General features: G+C 32.6%; 16 protein-coding genes. 4 read left to right on the top strand and 12 right to left on the bottom strand.

The features are described 5' to 3' along the window. Nucleotides 1-24: 24 nt before the first annotated feature. Complete coding sequence (spxA, locus tag KA926_RS01015) at nt 25-420, bottom strand: transcriptional regulator SpxA (protein WP_040030144.1); 396 nt, start codon at nt 418-420, stop codon at nt 25-27. A gap of 303 nt (nt 421-723) precedes the next feature. On the opposite strand from spxA, the gene trpS reads away from it, so the two are divergent. Further along, nucleotides 724-1,713, top strand: coding sequence for a tryptophan--tRNA ligase (gene trpS, locus KA926_RS01020; protein ID WP_192946865.1), 990 nt, complete (start codon nt 724-726; stop codon nt 1,711-1,713). A 397-nt stretch (nt 1,714-2,110) separates the two neighbouring features. On the opposite strand, the gene KA926_RS01025 is transcribed toward trpS, so the two are convergent. The 5 genes from KA926_RS01025 to opp3b are packed head-to-tail and all read right to left on the bottom strand — an operon-like array spanning nt 2,111 to nt 7,806. Next, nucleotides 2,111-3,760, bottom strand: coding sequence for a peptide ABC transporter substrate-binding protein (locus KA926_RS01025; protein ID WP_210143449.1), 1,650 nt, complete (start codon nt 3,758-3,760; stop codon nt 2,111-2,113). A gap of 17 nt (nt 3,761-3,777) precedes the next feature. Continuing rightward, a complete protein-coding gene (locus tag KA926_RS01030) occupies nt 3,778-4,719 on the bottom strand; it encodes an ABC transporter ATP-binding protein (RefSeq protein ID WP_192946898.1) in 942 nt (313 codons plus the stop codon). After that, nucleotides 4,709-5,794 carry an ABC transporter ATP-binding protein gene (locus KA926_RS01035; RefSeq protein WP_192946867.1) on the bottom strand — a complete coding sequence of 362 codons (1,086 nt, stop codon included), beginning with the start codon at nt 5,792-5,794 and terminating at the stop codon, nt 4,709-4,711. Before KA926_RS01035 ends, KA926_RS01030 begins: the two co-directional genes overlap by 11 nt. Nucleotides 5,795-5,812: 18 nt before the next feature. Beyond that, nucleotides 5,813-6,880 (bottom strand): oligopeptide ABC transporter permease, encoded by a 1,068-nt coding sequence (opp3C, locus tag KA926_RS01040; protein WP_192946868.1) that lies wholly within the window; start codon nt 6,878-6,880, stop codon nt 5,813-5,815. Then, nucleotides 6,880-7,806, bottom strand: coding sequence for an oligopeptide ABC transporter permease (opp3b, locus tag KA926_RS01045; protein WP_192946869.1), 927 nt, complete (start codon nt 7,804-7,806; stop codon nt 6,880-6,882). The genes opp3C and opp3b overlap by 1 nt, the downstream gene beginning before the upstream one ends. A gap of 244 nt (nt 7,807-8,050) precedes the next feature. Here opp3b and KA926_RS01050 point away from each other — a divergent pair, with 244 nt between their 5' ends. Further along, nucleotides 8,051-8,425: a DUF3899 domain-containing protein gene (locus KA926_RS01050; RefSeq protein ID WP_192946870.1), complete on the top strand. Its 375-nt coding sequence runs from the start codon at nt 8,051-8,053 to the stop codon at nt 8,423-8,425. Nucleotides 8,426-8,461: 36 nt separating this feature from the next. On the opposite strand, the gene KA926_RS01055 is transcribed toward KA926_RS01050, so the two are convergent. From KA926_RS01055 to KA926_RS01065, 4 genes are all read right to left on the bottom strand, one after another. After that, nucleotides 8,462-9,373 carry an MFS transporter gene (locus KA926_RS01055; RefSeq protein WP_348634169.1) on the bottom strand — a complete coding sequence of 304 codons (912 nt, stop codon included), beginning with the start codon at nt 9,371-9,373 and terminating at the stop codon, nt 8,462-8,464. Next, on the bottom strand, nt 9,289-9,711 hold the full coding sequence (locus KA926_RS13835; RefSeq protein WP_245335810.1) for an MFS transporter: 423 nt from the start codon (nt 9,709-9,711) through the stop codon (nt 9,289-9,291). Before KA926_RS13835 ends, KA926_RS01055 begins: the two co-directional genes overlap by 85 nt. 241 nt (nt 9,712-9,952) lie before the next feature. Further along, entirely contained in the window at nt 9,953-11,197 is a 1,245-nt protein-coding gene (gene fabF, locus KA926_RS01060) for a beta-ketoacyl-ACP synthase II (RefSeq protein ID WP_192946872.1), read from the bottom strand. 11 nt (nt 11,198-11,208) lie between these two features. Further along, the gene (locus tag KA926_RS01065) at nt 11,209-12,150 is read right to left on the bottom strand and encodes a beta-ketoacyl-ACP synthase III (protein WP_210143450.1); all 942 of its coding nucleotides are present in this window, start codon (nt 12,148-12,150) and stop codon (nt 11,209-11,211) included. A 229-nt stretch (nt 12,151-12,379) separates the two neighbouring features. Here KA926_RS01065 and KA926_RS01070 point away from each other — a divergent pair, with 229 nt between their 5' ends. After that, complete coding sequence (locus tag KA926_RS01070) at nt 12,380-12,574, top strand: YjzD family protein (RefSeq protein ID WP_046208047.1); 195 nt, start codon at nt 12,380-12,382, stop codon at nt 12,572-12,574. A gap of 277 nt (nt 12,575-12,851) precedes the next feature. Here the strand turns inward: KA926_RS01070 and clpB are convergent, their stop codons facing one another. Next, complete coding sequence (gene clpB, locus KA926_RS01075) at nt 12,852-15,461, bottom strand: ATP-dependent chaperone ClpB (protein ID WP_192946874.1); 2,610 nt, start codon at nt 15,459-15,461, stop codon at nt 12,852-12,854. Nucleotides 15,462-15,768: 307 nt separating this feature from the next. Between clpB and KA926_RS01080 the strand changes: the two genes are divergently transcribed. Then, the gene (locus KA926_RS01080) at nt 15,769-16,188 is read left to right on the top strand and encodes a nuclear transport factor 2 family protein (protein WP_107504545.1); all 420 of its coding nucleotides are present in this window, start codon (nt 15,769-15,771) and stop codon (nt 16,186-16,188) included. A gap of 275 nt (nt 16,189-16,463) precedes the next feature. Here the strand turns inward: KA926_RS01080 and KA926_RS01085 are convergent, their stop codons facing one another. Continuing rightward, complete coding sequence (locus KA926_RS01085) at nt 16,464-18,287, bottom strand: acyltransferase family protein (protein ID WP_192946875.1); 1,824 nt, start codon at nt 18,285-18,287, stop codon at nt 16,464-16,466. Nucleotides 18,288-18,509: the final 222 nt, after the last annotated feature.

The raw sequence follows: 18,509 nt of genomic DNA on the forward strand, positions 1-18,509 counted from the left end.
TGGCTCAATCGCTCTATCTATACATTAATCAACCATACGTTGCGCTTCTTGCAATTGGAACGTACGTACTTTTCTAGGTAAAAAACGTCTAATTTCGTCTTCATTATAACCAACTTGTAAACGTTTATCATCTAAGATAATTGGACGTCTTAATAAACCTGGGTTATCTTGGATAATTGAATATAAGTCTTGAAGTGGTAAAGCATCAATATCTACATTTAATTTTTGATAAGTTTTAGAACGAGTAGATATGATTTCGTCTGTTCCATCTTCAGTCATTTTTAAAATTTGTTTGATTTCATCAATTGTTAAGTGTTCTGAAAAAATGTTACGCTCCGTATACGGAATGTCATGTTCTTGTAACCATGCTTTCGCTTTACGGCAAGATGTGCAACTTGGTGAAGTAAATAATGTTACCATACATCTCACTCTCCTATTTTTCATGAATATAAATTCATTAGATTTCAATTTTATATGATTAAGAAATTTTAAAGTAATTTTTATCTCTCTTAACCTTACAATTAAAGTATACCCTATCAACATTAAAATTAAATGAGAATCCTCTAATTTTTTTAAAAAATTTCAAATAAGCTTAATTCCCAATCAATTTAGTTAGAAATATTGATATGTATACAGTTTAACATAACTTACAAATGATTGAAATACTGTTATACTATTACTAAAGTATATAAATTAAATTATTATAAAGGTAGGCATCAAAAAATGGAAACTTTATTTTCTGGTATCCAACCTAGCGGTATTCCAACGCTTGGTAACTATATTGGTGCGTTGAAGCAATTTGGTGAAGTCCAAGATGATTATGATTGTTTCTTCTGCATCGTGGATCAACACGCGATTACAATTCCACAAGACCGATTAAAACTACGTAAACAAACAAGACAACTAGCAGCAATTTATTTGGCATCAGGCATTGACCCAGAAAAATCAACATTATTTATACAATCTGAGGTGCCGGCGCACGTGCAAGCGAGCTGGATGTTAACAACTATTTCATCGATTGGTGAATTAGAACGCATGACACAATTTAAAGATAAAGCAGTAAAACAAACTGAAGGTATACCTGCTGGGTTACTTACATATCCGCCATTAATGGCAGCAGATATCGTCATTTATAACACAAATATCGTTCCTGTTGGAGACGATCAAAAACAACATATTGAATTAACTAGAAATTTAGTAGACCGATTCAATTCACGTTACAACGATGTTCTTGTAAAACCAGAAATACGCATGCCAAAAGTTGGTGGTCGTGTTATGAGTTTACAAGACCCAACGAAAAAAATGAGTAAAAGTGATGATAACCAAAAAAATTATATCTCATTGTTAGATGAACCCAATGTGGGCGCTAAAAAAATAAAAAGCGCAGTAACAGATTCAGATGGTATTATTAAATTTGATCGTGACAATAAGCCTGGCATTTCAAATTTATTATCTATCTATTCAAGTTTAACTGATAAAACAATTGATGAACTCCAAACACAGTATAAAGATTCTAACTATGGTGAATTTAAATCAGATTTAGCTGAAATTGTAAAAGACTTTTTAGTTCAGTTCCAAGAAAAATATGAGTATTATTTCAACTCAGATGAATTAGATACGATTTTAGATAATGGTAGAGAGAAAGCTCAAAAAGCTTCATTTAAAACATTAAAAAAAATGGAAAAAGCAATGGGCTTAGGTCGAAAAAGATAATCTAAAAATCAAAAAAATTGGCATACATCTCATTCTAAAACAGACCAATCCAAATTAAAGGATTAGTCTGTTTTTTTCAACTTTCGATACATATATTAACCTGGTTGTTCCCCCCGATTTCATCATTCCTTCTACAACTATCCACGTGATTTTAGCAAATTACAATTTTGTTTAGTTGATGTATGCTACATTAACACCGTAATTTTTGAAATATATCAATTTGGTCTTACAATATCAATAATCATTTATTGTCAGTTCTTCTGTTGGAAAGTAATTATTTAACAAGGATTAAAAATATATGATATCAAAGAATACGCCACTCTCTATATAATGACATAGAAAGTGACGTATTTTCATTATTTCAATAAGTTGTACTCAAATTTCATTTTTACTTATTTTATTTCTTTTTACCAGTTTCACGGTCAATTGATTTATCAATGCTTACTTCTTTTAGCGAAGTATCACCACCAATTTGGTGATAGAATAAACCTTTGACTTGTGGATTGGTTAAATGTGCTTCCCCTTTTTGATATATAGGTGCTACAGGTGCATCATTGAGTAATAATTCTTCCGCTTCTTTCATCGCTGCATTACGTTCTTCAGGTTTTTTCAATAATTTACCATTCGCATCTTTAACGAGTTGGTCGTATTTTTTATTACCCCAAGCGGTATTATTTGAAGGATTACCTGTTGTCATAATTTCCAAGAATGTTAGAGGATCTGGATAATCTGGCCCCCAACCTGATAACGATGCTTCAAATGTTTCAGAATGTTCTTGATTTACTCTCTGTTTAAACGGTAATTGTTTAATCTTCAAACTGACACCTGGTAAATTCTTCTCTACTTGTGCTTTAATATATTCTGCTGAAATCTTTGCATCTGGTGTATCTTCAGTATTCATGGTAAACGTCAATTCTTTCACACCTAAATCTTTTTTCGCTTTTTCTAAGTGTTTCTTAGCTGCTGTCGGATTATATGCAAGTGGTGAATCTATAGATTCGGCAAAGTCTTTGCCGTCAGGTGTTTCTGCCGTTAATTTAGCTGTGAACCCATCTGTCGCTTTTGATCCATTATTTTTTACAGAATTCACATACCCCTCTTTATCAATCGCTTGCGAAATAGCTAATCGCAAATCTTTATTTTTAAATTCAGGTACATTATCTTGATTTAACTTCATATAGAACGTACTAGCCAACAAACGTTTCTTCAAACCAGGATTTCCTTGATATTTATCCACTTGGTCGGCGGTGATAGTAGTATCATCTACAGAACCAGTGTCATAAAGTGATGCTCCTGCTTGCTGGTCTTTTAACACTTTATAATTTACACGGTCTAAATGAACTTTTTTCTTGTCCCAATAATCTTCATTTTTAACTAATTGAATTTTATCTTCAACTTTCCAATCTTGAACTTTGAACGGACCATTAAACACTGTTTTATCTGCAGTTGTAGCATATTGTTCACCATGCTTTTTCACAACTTTTTCTTTTTGAGGCAAGTATGTGCCAAATGCAAGCATTTCATTAATGTATGGTATTGGCTTATTTAGTTCAATTTTTAATGTGTGGTCATCTAACGCTTTTACACCTAATTTATCAACATCTTTTTTACCCATATTAATGTCTTCAGCATTTTTTAAGTCATACATTATGTAAGCATATTCTGAAGCTGTATCTGGATTGACAACACGTTTCCATGCAAAAACAAAATCTTGTGCAGTAACTGGATCCCCATTAGACCATTTGGCATCCTTACGCAATTTAATTGTCAAGGTCTTACCGCCATTACTTTTCTTTGGCATTTCTTTAGCGACACCTGGTTGTGCTTTATCATTCTTATCCAAAGTGTAAAGACCTTCATAGACTTGATTGAATAAATCAAAAGATACGGTGTCGGTCACTAGTGCAGAGTCTAATGAAGAAATATCTTGTGGTATCACTTTTCTAAATACTTGTCCTTTATCCGAGTAGATACCTTCAGCACTGCTACATCCCGCTGTAATCACCGTTAAAGCTAATAAAACTACAAATAGTTTAATCCTTTTCATATTAATCCTCCTTTCCCTTATACTGATGGTGCTTGTATTTGAGATTTTAATGTTTCTGCTTCCTCATCCGTAGTAAATACAAAATGCCCTGGTTGTATTTCGTTTAAAGACCGTTGATCGTTTTTGGACGTGTCTTCTTTATACACTGTTCTTTTTCGCGAACGTTCACTTTCAGGATCTGGTTGTGGTACTGCTGAAAGTAATGATTTCGTATATGGATGTAACGGATGATTATATATTTCATCTGCAGCACCTAATTCGACAATCTTACCAAAATGCATAACTGCAATTCTGTCTGAAATATATTTCACCATCGAAAGGTCATGAGCAATAAATAGAAATGTAATATTGTGTTCTCTTTGCAACTTTAATAACAAATTGACAACTTGTGCTTGAATTGAAACATCTAACGCTGATATCGGTTCATCTGCAATAATAAATTCTGGTTCTACTGCTAATGCACGTGCAATACCGATACGCTGTCTTTGACCACCTGAAAATTCATGTGGATAACGATTGGCATGTTCCTTACTAAGTCCCACCGTTTCTAATAAATCATAAACTCTTCTTTTACGATCTTTTGTTCCACTAGCAAGCTTATGGATGTCTATCCCTTCTGCCACTATATCCATGACTTTTAACCTTGGATTTAATGAAGCATATGGGTCTTGGAAAATCATTTGCATCTTTTTATTAAACTTCAAAGAATCTTTACGGTTTTTTATTTTTTGAATGTCTACACCGTCATAAAGAATTTCTCCACTAGTTACATCATTGAGTTTAATAATGGCTTTACCAGTAGTAGATTTTCCACAACCTGATTCACCAACTAGTCCAAATGTTTCCCCTTTATAAATATCAAATGAAATATTTTCAACTGCTCGTACTTCGTTACGTTTGCCTTCATTAAAATATTGTTTAACATTTTTCACTTGTAAAAGTATGTCTTTATTTTGCATCATCAAACGCCACCCTTTCTACCTGTTGCGGCTTATCGTAATTATTAGGCATCTTACGTAAACGTTTTTGTACCATTTTTGGTGGTTCAACATGCGGTGCGCGTTCATCAAGTAACCAAGACTTTACAAAATGTGTATCAGAAATTTTGAACCATGGTGGTGGAGTTTTAAAGTCTACATCTAATGCATATTGGCTACGTTCAGCAAACGCATCTCCTTTAGGTGGGTGTAATAAATCTGGTGGTGTACCTGGAATAGCTAATAATGCTGTATCTGTACCAGTTGTCAGATCAGGCATCGATGATAATAACCCCCAAGTATAAGGATGTTTAGGGTCATAAAATATTTCATCTACATCTCCTGTTTCAACCATTTGTCCTCCGTACATAACAGCTACTCTGTCAGCTATATTAGCAACAACACCTAAATCGTGTGTGATAAAAATGATTGAAGTACTTATTTTGCTTTGTAATTCTCGCATCAATTCTAATATTTGTGCTTGCATCGTTACATCAAGTGCAGTCGTTGGCTCATCTGCAATTAATACTTTCGGTTCACATGCAAGTGCTGTCGCAATGACTATCCTTTGTCTTTGTCCACCTGAAAATTGATGTGGATAGGCATTAAAACGTTTTTCAGCGTTTGGTAAGCCTACAAGATTTAATATTTCTAACGCCCTTTTCTTCGCATTTGCCTTATTGTAATTTCTATGTTTCATTAATGGCTCCATGACTTGCTTGCCTATTTTCATTGTTGGATTAAGCGAAGTCATTGGATCTTGAAATATCATAGAAATATCTTTACCTCGTAATTTAATCAATTCTTCTTCTGATTTTTTAGCTAAGTCTTCACCTAAGAAATTAATAACACCTTTTTTAATTCTTCCAGTATCGCCTTGGAATAATTTTGTAATAGCTTTTGTTGTCACTGATTTCCCTGAACCTGATTCACCAACAATCGCCAGCGTTTCTCCTTTATCTAGAAAGAAATCCACGCCACGTACTGCCTGCACTTCCCCTGCGTCAATATCAAAGGAAACATGCAAATCGTTCACTTCTAATATTCTTTCTGACATAAAATGTTGCCCCCTTTTTTATTTACGCATTTTCGGATCAAATGCATCGCGTAATCCATCACTAAATAGATAGAAGAATAGTATTAATAAACTTAAAATAATAGCCGGAATAAATAATTCATGCGGATGAATCAATAACATTGCGCGACCGTCATTTACAAGTGACCCAAGAGAAGTTCTTGGCGCTGGTACCCCGATACCAATAAAGCTTAAGAATGCTTCGAAGAAGATTGCATTCGGTACTGTAAACATGGATGTAACTACAATAACCCCTAAAGTATTAGGTAATATATGTTTAAATATTAATTTAAGTTTAGAGGCACCTAGTGTTTTGGATGCTAATACAAATTCTTGGCCTTTTAATTTCAAGAATTCCCCTCTGACTACACGGCTCATGCCAATCCAACCTGTGATAGCCATCGCTAATATAATCGTCCATATAGATGGTTCAAAAATTAAAACGAATAAAATAACAACAATCAACGTTGGGATAGACGCAACAATTTCAATAATACGCTGCATCACATTATCAATACGGCCTCCAAAAAATCCTGAAATCGCGCCATAAATAACACCTATAAAAATATCAAGCAGTGCTGCAACAACACCGATGAATAGTGATACTTGTGCACCTTGCCAAGTACGAGACCACAAATCTCTACCTAATTGATCTGTACCAAACCAAAAATTCTCTTTCACTCCAGCTTCTTTATACGCATCTTTACCTTGAGCACCTTCACCATCAAATGGTAAAAATGAAATTTGATCTAGAACAGGTATTTTTGCTGGTAAGTTACGTCTTTCAACATCTTGTTCAGCATAGTCATGTGCACTAAATAAAGGTCCAATTAACGCTAAAATAATGATAATAATTAATCCTATCATACCAACTACCGCTAATTTATTACGCTTTAATTGTGACCAGGCATCCTGCCAAAAGTTTTTACTTTCTCGCTGTATTTCTGGCTCTTTTTCAATATCATTGTTACTTCTAATAAAATCTGATGCTGGTATTGCTTCTGAGGTATGTGACATAACTGCATTTGAATAATCTTGATTTAAATTTTCATTTTTATTATCAGCCATTATTTTTTACCTCCTTGTACACGTATACGTGGATCAATAACACCATATAATATATCTACAAGGAAAATAGAAACTATAAATAGTGTACTGAATAAAATAGTTGTCGCCATAATTACTGGGAAATCATTCGTGGTAATCGATCTTACGAATTGATCCCCTAACCCTGGCACACCAAAAATATTTTCAATTGTCAAAGTACCTGTTAATATACTCGCCAACATTGGCACAATAATTGTAATTACTGGAATCAGTGCATTTCTTAATGCGTGTCCAAATAATACTCTCATTGTTGAATTACCTTTGGCACGTGCAAGTAAAATATAATCCGAACTCAACACTTCTATCATTTCTGCTCTTATGTATCTTGCTACCGTCGCTAAAACTGCTGCTGATAGTGCTAAAGATGGTAACACTGCTGTTAAAATACCTTCCCAACCTGCTACTGGAAACCATTGCAATCTTACTGAAAATACATATTGTAATAAAACAGCTAATACGAATGATGGTACTGATACTGCTATAACTGAAATTACTGTAGCTGTATAGTCAGCCCAGGTGTTTTGCCGGACTGCCGCAATGACCCCTAAAATTAGACCGAGTATGACACCAATCACCATCGCTGTTAAACCCATTTCTAAAGATGGTAATAGTCTCGGTTTGATTAAATCCCAAACTGGCTGATTATCATATTGGAATGAGTTACCAAAGTCCCCCGTAACAACATTCTTCAAATAACTTGCATACTGAACTGGTACTGGGTCGTTCAAACCATATTTTTCATTCAAAATTTGCTTTTGTTCTTCGTTTAATTTTTCATCGTTAAACGGTGAACCTGGCATAAGTTTCATCAAGAAAAATGTAATGGTAATGATAATGAATAATGACAAAATCATATAACCCAGTCGCTTTAAAACATATTTAAGCATATCGTATCCCCCTTTGAATCGAATTAAACATTCCCTTCACAATATTCAGAATATTTAATAACATTATACGTTTAGTTAAGATTTTAATCAATATTCTATTGCTTTACTTTATTAAAGAAATTAAAAATTATTTAATTTTAAACTTCTAATTAAATACTGTTGTTAACGAATTTATAGTAATTTTTATTCATTTTTTAGTTAACTTAAGTTACAATTAATTTAATTCTTTTTAGGGGGCGCCAACATGAAATATTTAAAGCACCTAGTAATTTTTTTACTTTTTACACCCATCATTTCATTTATTTTATGGCTATTTTCAAACCATACTTGGATAAACTTTATTAATACTTTATTTTATGTGTCTATGCTCTTAGCAATTGTCTTTTTTATCATTTTGATTGTACAAGAAGGCATTTTAGATCCCACGAGTTTTGGTTTTAGAAGGCTAAAATACCAATTGACAAAAAAGAAACATAGAAGTGCGTTTGAAAATGATGAATTTTTCAAACCTACTCAACCTAAAAAAGATTTTTATATTGTCTCTTCTTGGGTAAAAATTGCTTTTCTTTGTAATCTTATTTATGTCATTATTTCTATTTTCATATCATTTGCTATATAAAAAGACTGGATTAGAAATTGTATTTAATAACAATAACTAATCCAGCCTTTTTTGTTTACGATTATCAATGTTGGGATTGCAGAAAAGTGCATAATAAAGTAAGACAAATCCTAATAAAACAATGACTGCCACATAGATTGACATCATCCATGGCAATATAAATGCGCCAATAATAAGCCCAAAACGTGCTAAAATATTTCCACCGTAAAATGATACCATCGCAAATGTGCTATACGTACTACGTTTATCTTCAGGAATCATTAAGAATCTTTGTGCATTTTGGATAGGTGAATATATTAATTCTCCTATCGTCGCTACAATTGAAAACAGACATAGAATCCAAAACGATGTTGCAGATGTCAAAATACTGTATCCTAATGTATACAAGACAATCCCAATCATAAATGCAATTCTAGTTGAAGTCGCTGCAACAATTCTGTTGACAGTAAAAGTTAAAGTTGCAACTACTACTGTGTTAATAATCATAATGACCGTGAACATTCTGACACCATCTATATAAAAACCTAAAATAGATAATGGTTCAAAAGCATCTTTCAATCTTACCACGACATAAGAATTTAAACTTAATTCAGCCATAATGACCATCATATAACCTAAATTTAGCATCATATAATACTTGTCTTTAACTACATCTCGATAACTATCAAAAAAATGTTTAAACTTAGTCGTTAAATCTCCCTTTTTGTTAATGATTTGTTCAACATTATAATACTTTTCAAATAAATACCAACTCACTAACATTGCGATAAAGAAGAGGATAAATAATAAATGTTTATGTCCCAAGTATAACAACGCACCTAGTGCCATACCGATAGCTGTACCAATATTGAACATCCAATAATTTAATTGGTATACATATTCTCTAACATCTTCATATATAGCATCCATAATTGCCGCTTCAAATATTGGTTCACTTGCAGCAAACAATAATTGAAAGATAAATACAGCAATGCAAAAATGAGTAAGCCGATGCCATTCATAGTAACCGTAATACTTAGAATAATTAAGCAAATTGCGTATAAAAAATGGATATAATTCACTATTTTCTTCCTATTATAATTATCGCCTAAATATCCACCTAGGAAAGACACAATAAAACTCACCACAATATTAACAATTAAAAATATCCCTGCAAAAACTGCGTTCACTTTACTCGTTAAATAAAGTGCTATAAAAGGCATGATCGCCTGACTTGCAATAATCAAGATAAAATCTGCAATCATTCGTGTTTTCAAAGTTGTTGATAAAGATGAGAAGCGTTTCATCTTGACTGCCTCCTTTTAACCTAAATATAAAGCACATTATACATTAGGTGTACGTCATAAATATACAAAATATCAAAATTAATCATGTATTTTACTATTAATTATCTGCATTATTAATTTTTCATAATTTATACAATCCAAAGCTTATTTATAAAATTTCCGTATCTGTTAAATAAATTTAGCCAAAAATAAATAAGGCTGGACAAATAAATTGTCTCAGCCTTTAACATTACATATTATTTTAGTCGTTAAATTTTTTCAAAACAAGCACGGCGTTATGGCCACCAAATCCTAGACTATTACTCATTGCATAAGTAATATCTAAATCTTCAGCTTTATTAGGAACGATGTCTAAATCACATTCTGGGTCTGGAGATTCAGCATGGATGGTTGGTGCGATACGTCCATCTCTAATAGATAAGGCAGAAAAGATTGCTTCTAAGCCACCAGTTGCACCTAATAAGTGACCAGTCATTGATTTTGTAGAGCTAATTTTTAAGTTTTTAGCTGCTTCACCAAATGTATTTTTAATCGCTTGAATTTCAGTTAAATCACCTACTGGCGTACTTGTGCCATGTGCATTTAAATATTGTATATCTTTGGCCTCAATGCCAGCATCATCCATCGCAGCTTGCATTGCACGTGAGCCGCCTTCACCTTCTGGTGCTGGCGCAGTAATATGATAAGCGTCACCTGTTGAACCATATCCAACTACTTCGGCATAAATTTCTGCACCACGCGCTTTTGCTGATTCTAATGATTCAAGTACAACAATACCTGCACCTTCACCCATCACAAAGCCATCACGACCTTCTTGGAAAGGTCGACAAGCTGTTTCCTTATCTTCATTCGTTGTTAAGGCACGGCTTGCACTAAAGCCAGCTATAGCCATATGTGTGATTGGTGCTTCTGTACCTCCAGTAACCATAGCATCAGCGTCACCACGTTGAATAATCTTGAAAGCTTCTCCAATAGAGTTTGTACCTGTTGCACATGCTGTAACAGTAGCACCATTAGGACCTTTTGCACCTAAATCAATAGATACTTGGCCTGTAGCCATATCTGGAATTAACATCGGTACAAAGAAAGGACTCACACGTCTAGGACCACGCTCTAGCAATTGACTATGTGATAATTCAAATGTTTCCATGCCTCCGATACCAGAGCCAATCCAAACACCAATTCTATCAGCAGTATTTTCATTAATTTCTAGTTTTGCATCATTGACCGCTTCTCTTGCAGCAACTACTGCATACTGTGTGAATCGATCCATACGACGCGCTTCTTTTTTATCTATATGATCTTCAATATCAAAGTCTTTTAATTCACCAGCTAAATGAACTTTATATGCTGATGTATCTAAACGTGTTATTTCGTCTATACCACTAACACCATTTAGTGCATTTTTCCATGAAGTTTTTGCATCATTACCGATTGGAGATAAAACACCCATACCAGTAATTACAACGCGATGTTCCTTGCTCATAAATTATCCTCCTATTTTCCCCATCTTATAGTTACAGCACCCCAAGTAAGACCACCACCGAATCCTACAAGTACTAAAACATCATCATCTTTAATTTTACCATTTTCTAATTCTTGTGCGATACTTAAAGGAATTGAAGCTGCAGAAGTATTACCAAATTTATCAACTGAGACGCTCATTTTTTCTTTTGGTATACCTAATCTTTCTCTTGCAGATTCCATAATTCTAATATTAGCTTGATGTGGTACAAACATATCGATATCTTTTGGTTCTAAATTTGCTTTTGAAACTGCATTATTTGAAGCTTCACCCATGATTCTAACAGCAAATTTAAACACTTCTCGTCCATTCATAAATATCTTACCATTTTCTGGATTTAAATATAAATATTCTCCTCCAGAACCGTCTGACCCAAGTTCATAACTTAAAATGCCTCGGCCTTCAGACACTTCACCGATAACTACTGCACCAGCACCATCACCAAATAATATAGCTGTTGAACGATCAGTGTAATCCGTGATCTTAGATAATTTATCTGCTCCTACAACTAAAATATTTTTATAATCGCCTGATTGTACGAATTGTTTAGCATTGATCATTGCATACATGAAACCACTACATGCAGCTAATTGATCCATAGAAGCAACTTTTCCGATTCCAAGTCTATCTTGTAATATATTAGCTACAGTCGGAAACGGGAAATCTCCTGTAGATGTTGCAACAATAATCATGTCTATATCAGTTGGTTCTATACCAGCATCATTGATAGCTTTAACACTTGCTTGATAAGCTAAATCAGACGTCTCTTCATCTTCATCAGCCCATCTTCTTTCTTTAATACCTGTCATTTTTGAAATCCACTCATCTGAAGTTTCTAAAAATGATTCAAAATAGGCATTCTCTACTACTTTTTCAGGCGCATATGCACCGAAACCTTTAATACCCACGTTCATGGTTGTACACCTTCTTAATAATTTTTTAATACCAGGTATTAATTTAACATAATACATATTTCCAATACAAGAACTTCACCTAGTATACTCATTAAAATCACATTATTTATTATAGTTTATCGTAAATGTTAGCACAATTAAAATCTATACTTTATTAAGTTACTACTATACAAATACTGCTTTCTTATTTATAATGAATGTATATATATTAAATTGGAGGCATTACATAATGAAATACCTCGCAGTGTTATTTTGGTCTATTGTCTTATTACAAATGGTAAATTTCGTACTTAACAGTCTTTCAGGTGGGGGCGCACTTAATTTAATTACCCCTATTATTGGTGCTATTGTATTTACAATCATTGTCGTATTATTTGACTTGATTATTAAACCTTCAAAGCATGAGACGAAAGAACAACATTAAATTTTTATCACATACAAATAAAAAAGTTCAGAACGTAAAATACCTCGAACTAACAAAAAATGACAATTTCTNNAGAAATTGTCATTTTTTGTTACTACATCCTATCTCAAACGATCTATATGCCATGAAAGTTTAGCATTGATATCATTTGTTAATTAGCACTATGAACATTCAAAATTCTGAATTAATATAATAACAGCCCGTAAAAGAACTGCTTCAGTTCACTTACGGGCTTATTTTATGAGCGTTGATATCTCAAGTACTATTTATTTTCAGTTTATATTATTTCTGGTCTGATTTCTTCAAATGTTAAACCATCATCTGATAAATCTATTTTTATTAACGTACCTTCTGGTAAATTTTCTCTAATCATTTTGCGTGCAAGTGGTGTTTCAATTTGTCTTTGAACAAATCTTTTTAGTGGTCTTGCACCAAATTGAGGTTCATATGCTTCTTCACCTAACCATGCTTTAGCTTTATCAGAAACGTCAATTGAAATACGTTGTTCCATCAATCTAATGTTTAATTGTGTTAAAATTTTATCAACAATTAAACTCATATCATTTACGGATAATGGTTTAAATAATACGATATCATCCATACGATTTATGATTTCTGGTTTGAAGTATTGATTTAAACTATTCATTACTGCTTTTTCTGTTGATTCAGTAATCACGCCTGTATCTTTTACATTTTCTAATAATATTTGTGAACCAATATTACTTGTCATGATAATAATAGTATTTTTGAAGTCTACTTCTCGTCCTTGTGAATCAGTTAAACGACCTTCTTCTAATATTTGTAACAACACATTAAATACATCTGAATGTGCTTTTTCTATTTCGTCTAACAAAATAACTGAATAAGGATTGCGACGAACTGATTCTGTCAGTTGTCCACCCTCTTCATGTCCAACATAACCGGGAGGGGCACCTATTAAGCGAGAGACAGAGTGTTTTTCCATATATTCACTCATATCAATACGAATCATATGTTTTTCTGAATCAAATAAAGTTGATGCTAATGATTTCGCTAATTCTGTTTTACCTACACCTGTTGGACCTAAGAATAAGAAACTACCAATTGGTCTATTAGGATCTTTAATTCCAGCTCGCGCTCTGACAACTGCATCAGCAACTAAATCTACAGCTTTATCTTGACCTACAACACGTTCATGAAGTATATCAGCTAAGTTCAGGAGTTTCTCTCTTTCGGTTTCAACTAATTTTGATACTGGAATGCCTGTCCAAGAACTAACAATATCGCCAATTTCTTCATCTGTAACAATTTCACGAATGATGCGATCATTGTCTTCACTTTGTTCATTTTGGAAAGCGTCTTCTAATTCACGTAATTCTTTTTCTAGTTGTGGAATTTTACCGTGCTGTAATTCAGCAGCTTTTTCTAAATTGTAGTTATTTTCAGCATCTTCTAAAGCTTTTCGATTTTCATCTAATTCTGAACGTTTCTCTTGCAGTTTAGCTATTTTTTCTTTTTCTTCTTCAACACGTGATTGAATAGAACTTTGTTTTTCCTTTTCGTTTGCTAGTTCTTCTTGTAACTCTTGCAAACGTTGTTTACTGGCATTATCAGATTCATTTTTCAATGCTGACTCTTCAATTTCTAACTGCATAACACGACGATTCACTTGATCCAATTCTGTTGGATTTGAGCCCATTTCAGTACGTATCGTCGCACATGCTTGGTCTACTAAATCTATGGCTTTATCTGGTAAAAAACGATCTGTAATATAACGGTCTGATAATTCTGCTGCTGCTACTAATGCTTTATCCTGTATACGAACACCGTGATATACTTCGTAACGTTCTTTTAAACCACGTAAAATAGAAATAGTATCTTCTACATTAGGTTCAGATACATTTACTTTTTGAAAACGACGTTCTAAAGCTGAATCTTTTTCAATATATTCTCTATATTCATTTAAAGTTGTCGCACCAATACAATGTAGTTCCCCACGAGCCAACATTGGTTTAAGCATATTACCTGCATCCATAGCACCTTCAGTTTTACCAGCACCTACAAGCATATGAATTTCATCAATAAACAAAATAATTCTTCCGTCTGATTCTTTGACTTCTTTAAGTACTGCTTTCAATCTTTCTTCGAATTCTCCACGGTATTTTGCACCTGCTACAAGTGCGCTTAAGTCAAGTTCAAAAATTGTTTTATCTAACAGTGATTCTGGCACGTCTTTACGTACGATACGCTGCGCCAATCCTTCGACAATTGCTGTTTTACCGACACCAGGCTCACCTATCAAGACCGGGTTATTTTTGGTTTTTCTACTTAATATACGGATTGAATTACGAATTTCTTCGTCACGTCCAATGACAGGGTCCATATTACCTTGACGAACTTCTTCAACTAAATCACGCCCGTATTTTTCTAATGCTTCATAATTTGCTTCTGGATTTTGTGATGTCACGCGATTGCCTCCTCTAACTTTTTTTATAATTTCTTCTATTACTTCTTTTTTATTTGCTACAAATTGTTTGGTCGTATCATCTATATCCATAGCAGCTAATACGATATGTTCCATGGATATATATTCATCTTCATATTTTTTCATATAAGTTTCAGCTTTATTTAATAAATTGTTAGCATTTTGACTTATATATTGACCATATTGAATATTATCCCCTTGGACCGATGGATATTTTTTAAGTTTTTCTTTATATGATTGATCTAATTTTTCTGTATCAATATGCGCTCTATCGAAAATACTTTTAAATAAACTTTCATTTTCTGTTAATGCTGCTGATAATACAGCTTCAATTTCAATATTTTGATTTTCATTTGTTTTAGCTAATTCAATTGCATTCTGTAATGCACTTTGAACTGCATAGGTCATTTGATTTATATCCAAATTGATTCACCTCACCATTTAATGATTGATCAATAAAGTAAGTTTGACTTTGACTTTCTTTGACCTTATCTATATTATATTACGCTTCTTGACAAGAATCAACAATAAAGGGTTCGTTTTTCAATTATTTTTTAAAGTTTTGAACGCTTACCATATCATAACTTTTGCCCAACACACATTTGTTAAAACATCCATATAGATTACATAAAAACTGTTAAATTAACAGCGATTTTTATACTTTCAACGATAGCACATATCTCATTACGTTAAAGTTATGTTAGCATTATTAACAATGGAGGTTAAATATATGAATAATGTAATCAAAAGACCAACCCCGCCGTTTAATAAACAGACAGCTTTAGAAAAAGTGAAATTAGCGCAAGATGCATGGAATACCAGAGATCCTGAAAAAGTATGTCTTGCTTATACACAAGATTCACAATGGAGAAACCGTAGTGAGTTTTTTGAAGGTCGAGAAGCAATCAAATCCTTTTTATATAGAAAATGGCGCAAAGAACTTCACTACAAGTTGATGAAAGAATTATGGTGTTACACCGACAACCGTATTTCAGTTAGATTTGAGTATGAATGGTATGATGCCTCTACAAATCAATGGATGCGTACACACGGCAATGAACATTGGGAATTTAATAATAATGGCCTCATGACGAGAAGAGATATGAGTGCAAATGATTACCCAATCAATGAACGTGATAGAAAATATTGAGTTCACTTTACCTAACAATTGCAACTCATAAATAATAAATACTTATCATTTAATATATTCTCAACTTAATATGAGTACAGCCATAGTACAAGGTTAGTAATATCGTTTCAAAACGCATAAAGACGATTGTGAATTTTCATTTAAAACACAAATAAATTCAAACGAATGTTTTTCGAAAAATTGTATCAATAACAAAGCAAACGCCAATTTCAATTGAAATTGGCGTTTGTGTATGATTAAACTACAATAATATCGTGTTTCTCTGACCTTCTGATTTATTTTGAATCGTTTGCTATATGTTTTAAAATCTCATCTGTTAATGCCTCTACACCTTTTGTTTCTAAATGAATACCATCTGGCGCAAAATATTCTGTATGATCTTCAGAGCGTTTGTACCAATCAATAAGCGTTACATTTTTATGTGCTTTAGCGGCATCTGCCATCAATTTATTCACGTGACCTTCATAACTTCTCGGAACGCGTGTATTCACTAAATAAATTTGTGCATTTCCGAATTTATTGATTAACGTATCTAATTGTTCTTTACTAAAGTCACCATTTGTACCTAGTTCTAGCACAATTTTATCGGAACTCTTATTATATGATTGATAGTGTTTTTCTACAAGTGGTGCAACATCATATAAATTACGTCCAACCTCACCATCAATTTTTGCGTTGGGCACCCTTTTTTTAAAATTTTCACCTATATCAACCATCACTGAGTCTCCAATGAGTAATGGTTTAATATTTGTATATACTTCTGATTTTGTTATTTTTTTAGAATTTGATTTATCAAAAAAGTTTACTTCATCAATTGGTATAGGTCGCACCAATTGTTTATCAAATTCATCTGTTTTAAACGTTGTTTTTTTATCCGTAATCATATCTTTCCCTAATTTATCAAAGCTACCAGCTAAAACAAATAGGCTTGGAATCATAAATATTAATAAAATAGCTGTTCTTACTAATGGTAATTTTTTATTTAATTTTATAGAAAATGCTTTAAAACCTTCTTTTCTAAAAGGTGTTTCAATATAGCGATACGAGAGTTCAGCTAAAATGATTGTCAATATGATATCTAAAAAGTACACATAATTCGGTAATTGCCCAGCAACATAATATGAATGTACAAAACTAATAACTGGAAAATGCCATAAATACAAACTATAAGATCTCTTACCAATAATAACAAAAATAGGATTACCGATAACTTTAGCAAAATAACCTGATGGATGAACAGCACTCATTATGACAAATAACGTCATTGCAGATATTAAATAAAAACCACCGTTATAAATCCAATCACTATTATCATTAACTTTATAAAAAAGTAAAAGTAAGATAAAAATTCCAAAAACACCAATACCATCTATGATATGCGTTAGTGTCTTTTGAGGATTTTTCTTCAACTTAAATGGCGGCCATAAAAACGCTAGTATAACACCCAATAACATTGTTTGAAGTCTCGTATCTGTACCAAAATAAACTCGAGAATGAGACATATGCGGTTGTGAAATGATAATCATCACAAGTAAAGAAATTAATGAAATTATCCAAAATATCAAAACAACATTGCGGTATTTTTTTAATGCTAATAAAAGGAATATAAAAAGGATTGGGAATACAATGTAAAATTGTTCTTCAATTGCTAAGGACCATAAATGTTTTAATGGCATAAAAGCAAATTGTTCAAAATAATTTACATCTGAAGCGATGTACCACCAATTAGAAAAATAAAAAATTGCTGCTATTGCATCCTTTTTTATATTAACAATTTCTTCTGGTTTTAATACCAATGTTGCTACTACTACAACAAATACTAAAGTTAGTACTGCAGGTATCAATCTTTTGAAACGTCGTACCCAAAAGTTTTTTAAATTAATTATCCCTGTTTCTTCATATTCTTTTAAAAGTAAGCTAGTAATTAAATATCCAGAAATAACAAAAAATGTATCAACACCTAAAAATCCACCAGTTAACCATTGCTTATTTAGATGGTAAATAATAATACCAATTACTGCAATTGCTCTTAAACCATCTAAACCAGGCATATAGCGCGTGTTACGTTTCACACGATTATTTTCAAGATTATTGTTCATTTCCCCACAAACTTTCCTAAAATTACGTAAACATCTAATTTATTCACCTAGCTATTGTAATATTAATGTAATACAACTGCAATTATTTTAATGAATTGAACGATAGAAATAAAAAATTTTAAAATAGCCTGACATAAAGCGTCCACATGTTTTCTAAAATAAAAAAACTAGCTTAAGTTAGCAATACATATTCAAACGTATTGTTACTTAAACTAGTTATCT

This window comes from Staphylococcus sp. GDY8P94P (assembly GCF_017892255.1).
GTDB lineage: Bacteria > Bacillota > Bacilli > Staphylococcales > Staphylococcaceae > Staphylococcus > Staphylococcus cohnii.

Excerpts from the sequence above, each read along its gene's own strand:
- opp3C (WP_192946868.1), bottom strand. The coding sequence starts at position 6,880 with ATGGCTGATAATAAAAATGAAAATTTAAATCAAGATTATTCAAATGCA.
- KA926_RS01070 (WP_046208047.1), top strand. The coding sequence starts at position 12,380 with ATGAAATACCTCGCAGTGTTATTTTGGTCTATTGTCTTATTACAAATG.
- KA926_RS01080 (WP_107504545.1), top strand. The coding sequence starts at position 15,769 with ATGAATAATGTAATCAAAAGACCAACCCCGCCGTTTAATAAACAGACA.
- KA926_RS01030 (WP_192946898.1), bottom strand. The coding sequence starts at position 4,719 with ATGCAAAATAAAGACATACTTTTACAAGTGAAAAATGTTAAACAATAT.
- spxA (WP_040030144.1), bottom strand. The coding sequence starts at position 420 with ATGGTAACATTATTTACTTCACCAAGTTGCACATCTTGCCGTAAAGCG.
- trpS (WP_192946865.1), top strand. The coding sequence starts at position 724 with ATGGAAACTTTATTTTCTGGTATCCAACCTAGCGGTATTCCAACGCTT.
- KA926_RS01035 (WP_192946867.1), bottom strand. The coding sequence starts at position 5,794 with ATGTCAGAAAGAATATTAGAAGTGAACGATTTGCATGTTTCCTTTGAT.
- KA926_RS01025 (WP_210143449.1), bottom strand. The coding sequence starts at position 3,760 with ATGAAAAGGATTAAACTATTTGTAGTTTTATTAGCTTTAACGGTGATT.
- KA926_RS01065 (WP_210143450.1), bottom strand. The coding sequence starts at position 12,150 with ATGAACGTGGGTATTAAAGGTTTCGGTGCATATGCGCCTGAAAAAGTA.
- opp3b (WP_192946869.1), bottom strand. The coding sequence starts at position 7,806 with ATGCTTAAATATGTTTTAAAGCGACTGGGTTATATGATTTTGTCATTA.
- KA926_RS13835 (WP_245335810.1), bottom strand. The coding sequence starts at position 9,711 with ATGAAACGCTTCTCATCTTTATCAACAACTTTGAAAACACGAATGATT.
- KA926_RS01050 (WP_192946870.1), top strand. The coding sequence starts at position 8,051 with ATGAAATATTTAAAGCACCTAGTAATTTTTTTACTTTTTACACCCATC.
- KA926_RS01085 (WP_192946875.1), bottom strand. The coding sequence starts at position 18,287 with ATGAACAATAATCTTGAAAATAATCGTGTGAAACGTAACACGCGCTAT.
- fabF (WP_192946872.1), bottom strand. The coding sequence starts at position 11,197 with ATGAGCAAGGAACATCGCGTTGTAATTACTGGTATGGGTGTTTTATCT.